This is a genomic window from Caballeronia sp. LjRoot29, from assembly GCF_964252755.1.
Lineage (GTDB): Bacteria > Pseudomonadota > Gammaproteobacteria > Burkholderiales > Burkholderiaceae > Caballeronia.
Window position 1 is genome coordinate 1 of record NZ_CAXUPU020000069.1, and the last position, 11,432, is coordinate 11,432.

An 11,432-nucleotide genomic window follows, 5' to 3' on the forward strand; every position below is an offset into this window, starting at 1 on the left:
TTGAAAAGCAGCAACCCGGCAATGAACCAGACCGCTAACACAGAACCCGTGCAACCCGGCACTGACTCCGACCGTTAACGCAGAACCCACCACACTCACCCCTCACCCCGGCCACCTTCAAGCGTCCAGCGCGGCCTGCGCGCACAACTCATCGGTCACGAGCCCGGAAAGCCATTTCCCCTGCAACGCCGCGATCACCGCCTCACGTTTCCTCAACCCGCCGGCAAACCCAATAGTCGGCCGCTTCGGCGGAGCATCCAATCGCAAACTCGTCACACGCTCGCCGGTAGTCGACACCACGCGCACACCCTGCGCATCAATTGGCAAACCGAGCAACTCAGCCACCGCCCCAGCCTGCATCATCTCTTCCACTTCGGCGGTCGTAATAAACCCGTCCTCATGCAGCGGACAATTGATCCCAATATTGCCGATCCCGATAAACGCGACATCCGCGTTCCCGGACAACGCATCCACAATCCGATACAACCGGTGATTGCACCACTGCTCCCGCTCCGCGCGACTATCGGCCATCAACGGCGCAGGCAACATGAAATGCTTGCCACCGGTCTTCTCGGAAAGGTGCTGCGCGACGTCGTAGCGGTTCGAAGAGCCGTCCTGGGCGATCGCGCCCACCATCGACACCAAGCGATGCTGCGGACGCTCCAGCTGCCCGATTTGCGCGACCACGGCCTTCAGCGTTCGCCCGGTGCTAATCGAGATCACCAGCGGTTTTTCATCGGTGAGATAACGCTCCATCACTTGCGCACCCGCGACCGCCAGCTTGCGGTCCACTTGCTCAGGCGAATCGCCATCGATAGGCACGACTTCGCACATCGACAAGCCGTATCGCTTCGATAACTTCGCGGCCAGCGCAAGGCAATCGGCAATCCGGTGATCCACGCGCACGCGAATCAGGTTCTTTTCCACCGCGAACGCAACCAGCCGCTGCGCGACGGGCCGCGAGATCTGCAGCTTCTCCGCTATTTCATTCTGCGTATTCCCGGCGACGTAATACAGCCACGCGGCGCGGGTGGCGAGATCGAGTTTTTCGTTGGACTTGGGCACGGTGGCTCGATGTCTGGGTCGTTCGTGTCGAATACAAAGAGAATCGCGCGCCATAAAGACACGCGAAAGGTCGACATTGTGCACGCTCGGCGCCGGAGGGCAAAAACTCGCCAGCGCCGTCTAAGTCATCATGCAAACCATCACGCGAGCCGCGGACGCGCCGGATCAAATAACGGCCGCACGTGCTGATACAACTCGCGGAATCCCTTCAGCCGCTGCCGCAGGATCGCATGGCGTTCCGCGTTCGGGATGAACTCATCCTTCACAGGCGGCTTGGCAAGCACCACGGCCGGATCGCCACCCGCGGCCAGCCAGCCAAGCCGCGCCGCGCCAAGCGCCGCGCCCGTCTCGCCCCCGCCATGCGTGCGCGTGCGGGTGTTGAGGGCATCGGCTAATAACTGGCCCCAGTATTTGCTGCGCGCACCGCCGCCGAGCAGCGACAGCGCGTGTACTTCCGTGCCGGCGGCTTGCAACGCATCGAGGCCATCGGTCAGCGCGAGCGTCACGCCTTCGAGCACGGCATAACCAAGCAACGCGCGATCAGTTGCGTGCGTCATGCCGAAGAACACGCCTTGCGCGTACGGGTCGTTATGCGGCGTGCGCTCGCCACTGAGATACGGCAGGAAGAGCGGCGCAATTTCCAATGCCGCAGGATCAAGCGCGGCAATTTCAGCGAGCAGCGTGGGTTCATCGGTGGAGGTGAGTTTGCAGACCCAGCGCAGGCAGCTCGCAGCCGATAACACCACGCTCATCTGATGCCAGCGATCGGGAATGGCGTGACAAAACGCATGCACCGCCGACGATGGATTCGGCCGGAAGCGATCGCCAACCACGCACAGCACGCCCGACGTCCCGAGCGAGAGGAAGCCATCGCCCGGTTCCGTTGCGCCTATACCCACCGCGCTTGCCGCATTGTCGCCACCGCCGGCCGCGACGAGCACGCCGTCGCGCAAACCAAGTTCGCGGGCCAACTCGGGCAACAATGTGCCCGACGGCTCGCTGCCTTCGGCCAGCGCCGGCATCTGGGCGCGCGTCATGTTGCACGCGGCGAGCAGTTCATCCGACCAGTCGCGGCGCGCGACATCGAGCCACAACGTGCCGGCGGCATCGGACGGATCGGATACTTTCGTCCCCGTGAGATGCAGCCGCAAATAATCCTTCGGCAACAACACGCACGCCGTCCGATTGAAAATGTCCGGCTCGTTGTGCTGCACCCACAGCAACTTCGGTGCGGTGAAACCAGGCATCGCGAGATTGCCGGCGATCTGGTGCAACTCCGACGCACGCTCGGTCAGCTCGTCGCATTCCTTGTCGCTGCGCATGTCGTTCCAAAGGATCGCCGGCCGCAGCACGCGATCCTCTGAGTCGAGCAGCACCGCGCCGTGCATCTGTCCCGACAAACCGATGCCACGCACCTGCGCGAACTCTTGCGGGAATTTATCGCGTAGAGCGAAGAGCGCGGCGCGCGTGCCGTCCCACCAGTCGAGCGGATTTTGCTCGGACCAGCGCGGTTTGGGGCGCGATACGGTGAACGGTGTGCCCGCCGTGCCGACGACGGTGCCGTCGCTCGCGAGCAGGAGAACTTTTACTTCGGAGGTGCCGAGATCGATGCCTAAATACATGGACGAACCCTTGATGAAGGCTAAAAGCCGCGGGAAACCGGAGGCGCTAATGTAGCGCCGCTGCCGGTGTTACGCCATTGGCAATAACACCGGACGGGCAGGAAGAAGTTGATTGAGCAGATCAGGCCCGCTTGGCGAGCCATTCGTCGACGCGGACCAGCGCCGCGCGCAGCACGCGCTCCAGGTCGGCACTTTGCGCGAGGCTGCCCCAGAGCAGTTTATCGGCGACGAACGCCTTCACCGGATCGTCGGCTTCGAAGAAAGCGTGCGCCGTGGCGGGGTCCATCACGCCATCCTGGTACGCGTACGGCAACTTGCCTTCGTGCCAGCGTTCGAGAAAGCGGAAGAACAGCGCAGGCAACATGGCCGTGGCGTTCGGATCGACGTGGCGCGCAAAACATTCACGCAAGGTCGGCGCGATAAACCCCGGGATCTTGGAGAAGCCATCGGCGGCCACGCGTTGATTCGTGTCCTGGATATACGGATTGACGAAGCGGTCGAGCACGACATCGCGGTACTTGGCTAAATCGATAGGACTCGGCGACAGGCACGGGATCACGTCTTCGGTGACGTAGGCTTCGGCGAACTTGCGGATATCGGCGTCTTGCGTGCCTTCGTGAATGTATTGATGCCCGACCAGCGTTCCCGCCCACGCGATACAACTATGCGTCGCGTTGAGGATGCGGATCTTGGCCTCTTCATACGGCAGCACGGAGTGCACCATTTCCGCGCCGACGTTCTCCCATGCCGGCCGCCCCGCAATAAATTCGTCCTCGATCACCCACTGGATAAACGCTTCGCCCATGACGGGGGCTTTATCGTCGAAACCGGTGGCGGCGAGCACGCGCTCGCGGACATCGGGCGTGGGCCGCGGCGTGATGCGGTCGACCATCGCGTTCGGGCACACCGTATTGGCGATCATCCAGTCGCGCAACGCAGTCTCACCGCGCAACTGCAGGAATTCGAGCATGCCGGCTTTAAAGCGATCACCGTTGCTGCGCAGGTTGTCGCAGTTTTGCAGCGTCACCTTGCCGGCATTTTGCTTCATGCGGGCGCCGAGAATGGCGGCGAGCGCGCCATAGATTGTCGTGCGGGCGCCTTTCAGGTCGGCGGCCAGATCCGGATTTGCTGTGTCGAGTTTATGGTGTTCATCGAGGTAATAACCGCCTTCGGTCACCGTGAACGACACGATCTTGCATTCGGGCGCAGCGCCCGCCGCCACCAGCGCGTTCAGGTCCGCGGCCCACGGCACGACCTTCGTGATCGAGCGGATGGTTTCATACGCCCGCTCGCCCTGCGGCGTGACGGTTTCCAGCGTGTAGGTGCCGTTTTGGGCGGCTAGTGCTTCCAGCACGGGATTCATGTCGCCGCGGATATTACCGACCGTGAGCGACCAGCGGGTGTCGCCGGATTCAATCAGCTTGTGCAGATACCACGCCTGATGCGCACGATGAAAAGAACCCGCGCCGATGTGCAGGATCACGTCGGCGGCTGCGTGGCTTTCGGTAGTCATGTCGTCTTCCTCTGATCTGGATGCGCCTCATGCGGTGCCGGGCGCTGTGCTGTGTCTCGTCGTCGCCGAAACGCGGGTGGCGCAGAGCCAAATCCGTGTTGCGTCGATCATTTGCTCGTTCTGTGAGCGAATGATCGTATTCGATTCGATGAAAGTCAAGGCACTGCGCAGCATTTCCGTTTGTGTTTTTGCGTGGATTTGTTAGTGACGACGTGGACGTGACGCCGCGATCTGAAAGCTATTGCGGTGCACAAATGCTGAGTCGCTAGTAGTGGTGGGGCTAACCGGCAATCAAGGCATGGAGGAAACCCGCGGCACCCGATCCGGCGTTGAAGGGCATTCCTCTGGGGAGATTTGTTGAGCCGGGCGATGCGGCCACGCTGATTTTGTTTTCGCTGAGTGACGCTGCCGCGATGATCTCGGGCGTTGTGATGGCGGGCTCGCCGCCCGGTGATTTTTGTTTGTCCGGGTGGGCGCACGCGGTTGGAAAGTGCGAACGCTCCTACCGTCCCGCCGGCCCGATCGCATGCGCTTCGAACGCGGCGCCCTGCACAAAACTCACATCGAATTGTTGAAGCGCTTCGAATTGCGCTTCGTCTCCAACATGGCTGAATATGAGCGGAATCTTCAGCCGATGCGCATAGCCCACCAACGGTTTCACCACAGAATCCCGCAGTGCCATCCCCGCATCCATCTTGATGAAATCCAGCCGCGCCATGTCAGAGACCGACATGATCTGTCCGGCATTGGGCAAATTTCCCGCGACCTTGAATCCGTACTTCTGATAACTCTTCACAAGATACCCAAGGAAGGTCCGGTGCGCCACCGCCGCCGACGGCAACTCAATCACGATCCGCGCCGGGTTCAACCCGAACTCGATCAATACCGAAGAGAAGTGCTTGCCGTGATCGTATTTCACGCTCTTTAGCAGACGCTCGTGAACGCGCAGGAACAGCAGACCGGGCCGTTGCGCGCCAAAGAAATTAAACGCGTGCAACGCGCGTGAGAGCCGGTCGAGTTCGACCAGCCTCGGGTCGTCGTCGAGTTGCGCGAATGGATCGAACGAGGCGCCATCGCCGGTGAGCGTCAGTGCCTGGAATCCGAGTTCATCGCCGAATCGCTCAGCACTTTCCACCGATGCCGTCAGCGATTGCGGCAAGCCGCGCGTGGTGACATCGAAGATAGGCTCGTACGCGCTCGCCAGACAAAACCCTTCGTAAAACGCGACGGCCGTACCCGCGCTCGCCCCTTCGCCCATGACAATGCGCGCGCCGGGAAACGGGTAGTCCGAGGCGCGGGAAACGAGTTGCTGGACGGATGGGGCAATCATCAAGTGGACGGTTTGAGAGGTGTAACGTCGATGGTAGCAGTGCCGCGCATGACGCCTTGCACAAAATCCACATATTCATATGAGGCGAAACCAACTCGCGGGATATAACTAGGGTTAACAGTAATTTCACTTATCGTAATTCGTTTTACCATGCGTAATTGAAAAGCAAACCCTCAGGAGACTCTTATGGCTGGCGAGAAGAAATTTGCATCGCAGGCGGACTTGACGGAAAAGAAGGTGACATTCGAGCGCCTCTCCGAGCACGCTTATGCCTACACGGCAGAGGGCGATCCGAATACGGGCATTGTGATTGGCGACGACGCGGTGCTCGTCGCCGATACGCAAGCCACGCCGGTCATGGCGCAGGACGTGATTCGCCGGATTCGTGAAGTCACTGACAAACCCATCAAATACATCCTGCTCACGCACTATCACGCGGTGCGGGTGCTCGGCGCGTCGGCGTATGGCGCGCAGGAGATCATCGCGAGCCAGGACACTTACGACCTGATCGTTGAGCGCGGCGAGCAGGACATGAAGAGTGAGATCGAACGGTTTCCGCGGCTGTTCAATGCGGTGGAATCGGTGCCGGGGCTGACGTGGCCGACGCTCACCTTCAAGGGCGAGATGACGTTGTGGTTGGGCAAGCTCGAAGTGAAGATCATGCAACTCGGCCGGGGCCACACCAAAGGCGACACGGTGTTGTGGCTGCCGCAAGACAAGGTGATGCTGTCGGGCGACCTGGTCGAATACGGCGCGACGCCTTATTGCGGCGATGCCTATTACCAGGACTGGCCGGCCACGCTCGACGCGCTCGCGGCATTCAATCCCGAGAAGCTCGTGCCGGGTCGCGGCGCGGCGCTAAAGACGCCGCGACAAGTCGCGGAAGGTATCGCGGGAACGCGGGCTTTCGTGAGTGAACTGTTCAATCAGGTGAAGCTGGGCGCCGCCGCCGGCAAGGACCTGAACGAGATCTACAAGCTCACGTACGCCGCGCTCAAACCGAAGTTCGGCGATTGGGTCATCTTCGACCACTGCATGCCGTTCGACGTCACGCGCGCCTTTGACGAAGCCACGCAATATCGCGATCCGCGCATCTGGACTGCGCAGCGCGACAAGGAAATGTGGGCGACGCTCGAAAGCTGATTGGCGACGACATCGATCATGGATACGAACTTTCAGACGCTGACGTTCGAGTATCGGCGCTCATCGGATCAGGACGGTGGCGCGCCGCTGCATCCGGTCGTTGTGATCGGCGCGGGGCCGGTGGGTCTCGCGACGGCGATCGACCTCGCGCAGCAGGGCACCCCGGTTGTGCTGCTCGACGATGACCACACGTTGTCGTCGGGATCGCGCGCCATTTGCTTTGCGAAACGGTCGCTCGAAATTTTCGATCGATTGGGCTGCGGCGAACCGATGGTCGCGAAGGGCGTGAGTTGGAACGTGGGCAAGGTGTTCATGCAAAACGACCTGCTGTACGCGTTCGATTTGCTGCCCGAAGCGGATCACGCGCGGCCTGCGTTCATCAACTTGCAGCAGTATTACGTCGAAGGGTATCTGGCTGAACGGGCGCGTGAGTTGCCTTTGCTCGATGCCCGCTGGCATAACAAGGTCACAGGTATTACGCAGTCCGATGAATACGTTTCGCTGCAGATCGACACGCCTGACGGTCCGTACATGCTGCGCGCGCGTTACGTAGTCGCCGCCGACGGCGCGCGTAGCCCGGTGCGCGCGCTCATGCATCTCGATACGCACGGCCGCACTTTCAAGGATCGTTTCCTGATTGCCGATGTACGGATGAAAGCCGACTTCCCGACCGAGCGCTGGTTCTGGTTCGATCCGCCGTTTCATCCGAATCAATCGGTGTTGCTGCATCGGCAACCGGACAACGTGTGGCGTATCGATTTCCAGTTGGGCTGGGATGCTGACCCTATCGCGGAGAAAACGCCGGAGCGTGTGATTCCGCGCGTGCGCGCGTTGCTCGGACCCGGCGTTGAATTCGAACTGGAATGGGTGAGCGTCTATACGTTCCGATGCCAGCGCATGGACAAGTTTCGTCACGGGCGTGTGCTGTTCGCGGGCGATTCGGCGCACGGCGTATCGCCGTTTGGCGCACGCGGCGCGAATAGCGGCGTGCAGGACGCGGACAATCTTGCGTGGAAACTAAAACTGGTGATCGACGGCGATGCGCGCGATGCCTTGCTCGACTCCTATGCGAGCGAGCGCGAAGCCGCCGCCGATGAAAACATTCGCCACTCCACCCGTTCAACCGATTTCATCACGCCGAAGAGCGATGTATCGCGTGTGTTTCGCGACGCCGCTTTGCGGCTCGCAAAAGATTGCGCGTTTGCGCGGCGGATAGTGAACAGCGGGCGGTTATCGACGGCGTCGGTGCTGCATGATTCGCTGTTGAGCACGCCGGATCGCGATGCTTTCGATTGCGCGCTTGTGCCCGGCGCGGTGGCGGCGGATGCGCCCGTGGTTTTTGCTGGCCAGAACGCGTGGTTCCTGCCGCGCGTGGGCGGGTCTTTCGCGGGCTTGCTGTTTGGTGAGTCCATGGATGCGTTAGCGGCGTTGCAAGATTTGCGTCCACAACTGAAGCTGATTCTGATCGTACCGTGGGGTTCCGATGTCAAACCGCGCGATGGCATCGAAATACTGGAAGACGTGAAGGGTCTCCTGACCCAACGATTCGATGCACTGCCCGGCACATTCTATTTGCTGCGCCCGGATCAGCATGTTGCTATGCGCGCCCGTTCGTTAGAACCCCAAGCCGTTCGCCAGGCACTCGTCCGCGCGACCTGCGCCCTGAACGAAACCCAGCCCGCGTGATGAGGTCCGCCATGCTCGATACCACCTTGCGTCTCGCCGATCCCGATGCGTTCTATGAAGCGCTGATCGATATGCATCGCGACCTCGGCAATGACGAAAGCCAACTCGTGAACGCCAAGTTGATCCTGCTGTTATCGAACCAGATCGGCGATATGGATGTGCTGCGCGAAGCGATGTCGATGGCGCGAAGCGGCGTATGAAACTGTAGAAAAGGACAAGCCCATGAAACCAGAATCGCCTGGCGCATTCACGAGTCACACCGAAACCAGCCGCCATTATCAATCGGGCTTTGCCGCCGACTTCGCCACCGAGGCGTTGCCCGGCACGCTGCCGCTCGGCCGCAATTCACCGCAGCGTGTGAACTATGGGCTCTATGCCGAGCAGCTTTCGGGCACTGCGTTCACCGCGCCGCGCGGGCATAACCGGCGCTCGTGGTTGTATCGGATACGGCCGGCGGCGGTGCATCAACCGTTCACGCAAATCGAAGGTGAAAACCTGCGCGCGAAGCTCGTGGCGAACTTCGCCGAGGTGCCGCCCACGCCGCCGAATCAGTTGCGTTGGGACCCGTTGCCCATGCCCGATGCGCCCACGGATTTCATCGATGGATGGGTGACGATGGCCGGCAACGGTGCCGCCGAATCCATGCAAGGCTGCGCGATCCATCTCTACGCCGCGAACCGTTCCATGCAGGATCGTTTCTTCTATAGTGCCGACGGCGAATTGCTGATCGTGCCACAGGAAGGACGTTTATCGATTGCATCGGAACTCGGCCGGCTCGATATAGAACCCTTCGAAATAGCGGTCATTCCGCGCGGCGTGCGCTTTTCCGTTGCGTTGCCGGACGGCGCCGCGCGTGGCTATATCTGCGAGAACTTCGGCGCTTTGTTGAGGTTGCCGGACCTTGGGCCTATTGGCTCGAATGGTCTCGCGAACCCGCGCGATTTCCTCACGCCGCACGCGTCTTACGAGGACCGCGAGGGCGCGTTTGAACTTGTCGCGAAGATGAACGGCGTGTTGTGGCGTGCGGACATTGGCCATTCGCCGCTCGACGTGGTCGCGTGGCACGGCAACTATGCACCGTACAAATACGACCTGCGCCTGTTCAACACCATTGGTTCGATCAGCTTCGATCATCCTGATCCGTCGATTTTTCTTGTGCTGCAATCGCAGACGGATACGCCGGGAGTGGATGCCGTCGACTTCGTGATTTTCCCGCCGCGCTGGCTCGCGAATGAGGATACGTTCCGGCCGCCGTGGTTTCATCGAAACGTCGCGAGTGAGTTCATGGGTCTCGTGCATGGCGTCTACGACGCGAAATCCGAAGGGTTCATGCCCGGCGGATCGAGCCTGCATAACTGCATGTCGGGACATGGGCCGGACGCGCAGACCTTCGAGAAGGCATCGAACGCGGATACATCGACACCGGTGAAGGTGGGCGACACGATGGCGTTCATGTTCGAGACTCGCACGCTGATCAAGCCGACTCGCTTCGCGCTGGAAACTGCGCAATTGCAGGCACATTACTACGAGTGCTGGCAGGGATTGACCAAACATTTCAACCCGGAGCAACGATGAGTTTTTCAGCCGGCCCTAACCAGGATGCGCACGAAACGCTTGAAGCTACGCGGGCTCCATCGCTTAAAAGCTGGATCGAATCCGCGAACGATCGCTTGAGCGATTTCCCGATCCAGAACCTGCCGTTCGGTATTTTCACCGATGAAGTCAACCCGCTGCCGCGCGCGGGCGTGGCGATCGGCGACTGGATTCTCGACCTTGCCGTTGTGCATCGCGCGGGGGTGATCGAAGGCGACGCCGTGTTTGCGCAGCGCACGTTGAATCCGTTTATCGCGTTGGGACGCGATGCATGGCGAAGCGTTCGCGTCCAGGTGAGCGGGCTGCTCGCAGCCGGTTGCGGCACGCTGAAAAACGATCCCGCGTTACGCTCGCGCGCGCTTGTGCCGCGGGCGAGTGCCACGCTGCATCTGCCTATCGATATCCCCGGGTACACGGACTTTTATTCATCGAAGGAGCACGCGACCAATGTGGGTTCCATGTTCCGCGATCCGAAGAACGCGCTGCTGCCGAACTGGTCGGAGATGCCGATTGGGTACAACGGGCGTGCTTCATCGGTGATCGTGAGCGGCACGCCGGTGCGCCGGCCGAGCGGCCAGATCAAGTTGCCTGATGCCGAGCGGCCGGTGTTCAGCGCGTGCCGGAAGCTGGATATCGAGCTGGAGATGGGGTTTGTTATCGGCGCGGGAAATGCGCTGGGCGAGCCTATTGATTGTGAAGATGCGGAGTCGCATATCTTCGGCATGGTGTTGCTCAACGACTGGAGCGCGCGCGATATCCAGCAGTGGGAATACGTGCCGCTCGGGCCGTTCAACGCGAAGGGTTTTGCGACCACGATCTCGCCGTGGATCGTTACGCTCGATGCACTTGAACCGTTTCGTACTGCCACGCCGAAGCAGGAGCCTGAACCGCTTCCGTATCTGCGCCATGCTGGCAATCATGCCTTCGATATCGAACTTGAAGTGCATCTGCGGCCTGTGCTGGCCGAGTCGGCGACAAAGCTTTCGCGGACGAATTTCAAGCTGATGTACTGGTCGATGGCGCAGCAACTTGCGCATCACACGGTGGCGGGTTGCAACACGCGTGTGGGTGACTTGATGGGTTCAGGCACGATCAGCGGGCCGACGCCGGATTCATGCGGAAGTCTGCTTGAGATGACGTGGAACGGGCAGCGGCCGATTGCGTTGGAGGGTGGCGGCGATCGCAGGTTTATTGAGGATGGCGATGAATTGACGCTCACCGGATGGTGTCAGGGTGAAGGATATCGGGTGGGGTTCGGCGAATGCCGAGGGGTGGTGTTGGCTGCGCGTGGGGAGGGAGGGTGAGGGAGGGGCGGTTATGGGGATAGGGGGCGGGGTCAATGCCGGGTTGTTAGGTTCCGGGGTTAGCGGTCGGGGTCAATGCCGGGGGCTAGGTTCCGAGGTTAGCGGTCGGGGTCAATGCCGAGGTGCCAGGTTCCTGTGTTAGCGGTCTGGTTCATTGCCGGGTTGCTGCTTTTCAG

9 protein-coding genes are annotated in these 11,432 nt (G+C 60.9%); 5 read left to right on the top strand and 4 right to left on the bottom strand.

The window, feature by feature from the left end; translation table 11 throughout:
* Nucleotides 1-117 precede the first annotated feature (117 nt).
* The 4 genes from ACSQ83_RS35475 to ACSQ83_RS35490 all read right to left on the bottom strand — a co-directional run bounded on the left by ACSQ83_RS35475 (nt 118) and on the right by ACSQ83_RS35490 (nt 5,530).
* On the bottom strand, nt 118-1,065 hold the full coding sequence (locus ACSQ83_RS35475) for a sugar-binding transcriptional regulator (protein WP_414955356.1): 948 nt from the start codon (nt 1,063-1,065) through the stop codon (nt 118-120).
* Nucleotides 1,066-1,205: 140 nt separating this feature from the next.
* Nucleotides 1,206-2,687, bottom strand: a complete 1,482-nt coding sequence (gene xylB, locus ACSQ83_RS35480) for a xylulokinase (RefSeq protein WP_436231322.1) — start codon at nt 2,685-2,687, stop codon at nt 1,206-1,208.
* Nucleotides 2,688-2,808: 121 nt separating this feature from the next.
* Entirely contained in the window at nt 2,809-4,200 is a 1,392-nt protein-coding gene (dalD, locus tag ACSQ83_RS35485; protein WP_436231323.1) for a D-arabinitol 4-dehydrogenase, read from the bottom strand.
* Between the two features lie 502 nt (nt 4,201-4,702).
* Nucleotides 4,703-5,530 carry an EAL domain-containing protein gene (locus tag ACSQ83_RS35490; protein WP_436231324.1) on the bottom strand — a complete coding sequence of 276 codons (828 nt, stop codon included), beginning with the start codon at nt 5,528-5,530 and terminating at the stop codon, nt 4,703-4,705.
* Between the two features lie 186 nt (nt 5,531-5,716).
* Here ACSQ83_RS35490 and ACSQ83_RS35495 point away from each other — a divergent pair, with 186 nt between their 5' ends.
* Genes ACSQ83_RS35495 through fahA form a run of 5 tightly spaced genes read left to right on the top strand, consistent with a single transcriptional unit; the run spans nt 5,717 to nt 11,256 of the window.
* On the top strand, nt 5,717-6,673 hold the full coding sequence (locus ACSQ83_RS35495; RefSeq protein ID WP_414955352.1) for an MBL fold metallo-hydrolase: 957 nt from the start codon (nt 5,717-5,719) through the stop codon (nt 6,671-6,673).
* A gap of 18 nt (nt 6,674-6,691) precedes the next feature.
* Complete coding sequence (locus tag ACSQ83_RS35500; protein ID WP_436231325.1) at nt 6,692-8,359, top strand: FAD-dependent oxidoreductase; 1,668 nt, start codon at nt 6,692-6,694, stop codon at nt 8,357-8,359.
* An 11-nt stretch (nt 8,360-8,370) separates the two neighbouring features.
* Nucleotides 8,371-8,559: a DUF2783 domain-containing protein gene (locus ACSQ83_RS35505; RefSeq protein WP_414955350.1), complete on the top strand. Its 189-nt coding sequence runs from the start codon at nt 8,371-8,373 to the stop codon at nt 8,557-8,559.
* A gap of 22 nt (nt 8,560-8,581) precedes the next feature.
* Nucleotides 8,582-9,934, top strand: a complete 1,353-nt coding sequence (gene hmgA / locus ACSQ83_RS35510) for a homogentisate 1,2-dioxygenase (RefSeq protein WP_436231326.1) — start codon at nt 8,582-8,584, stop codon at nt 9,932-9,934.
* Entirely contained in the window at nt 9,931-11,256 is a 1,326-nt protein-coding gene (gene fahA, locus ACSQ83_RS35515; protein WP_436231327.1) for a fumarylacetoacetase, read from the top strand. Before hmgA ends, fahA begins: the two co-directional genes overlap by 4 nt.
* The last annotated feature ends 176 nt before the right edge of the window (nt 11,257-11,432 follow it).

Excerpts from the sequence above, each read along its gene's own strand:
- ACSQ83_RS35505 (WP_414955350.1), top strand. The coding sequence starts at position 8,371 with ATGCTCGATACCACCTTGCGTCTCGCCGATCCCGATGCGTTCTATGAA.
- xylB (WP_436231322.1), bottom strand. The coding sequence starts at position 2,687 with ATGTATTTAGGCATCGATCTCGGCACCTCCGAAGTAAAAGTTCTCCTG.
- dalD (WP_436231323.1), bottom strand. The coding sequence starts at position 4,200 with ATGACTACCGAAAGCCACGCAGCCGCCGACGTGATCCTGCACATCGGC.
- ACSQ83_RS35490 (WP_436231324.1), bottom strand. The coding sequence starts at position 5,530 with ATGATTGCCCCATCCGTCCAGCAACTCGTTTCCCGCGCCTCGGACTAC.
- hmgA (WP_436231326.1), top strand. The coding sequence starts at position 8,582 with ATGAAACCAGAATCGCCTGGCGCATTCACGAGTCACACCGAAACCAGC.
- ACSQ83_RS35495 (WP_414955352.1), top strand. The coding sequence starts at position 5,717 with ATGGCTGGCGAGAAGAAATTTGCATCGCAGGCGGACTTGACGGAAAAG.
- ACSQ83_RS35500 (WP_436231325.1), top strand. The coding sequence starts at position 6,692 with ATGGATACGAACTTTCAGACGCTGACGTTCGAGTATCGGCGCTCATCG.
- fahA (WP_436231327.1), top strand. The coding sequence starts at position 9,931 with ATGAGTTTTTCAGCCGGCCCTAACCAGGATGCGCACGAAACGCTTGAA.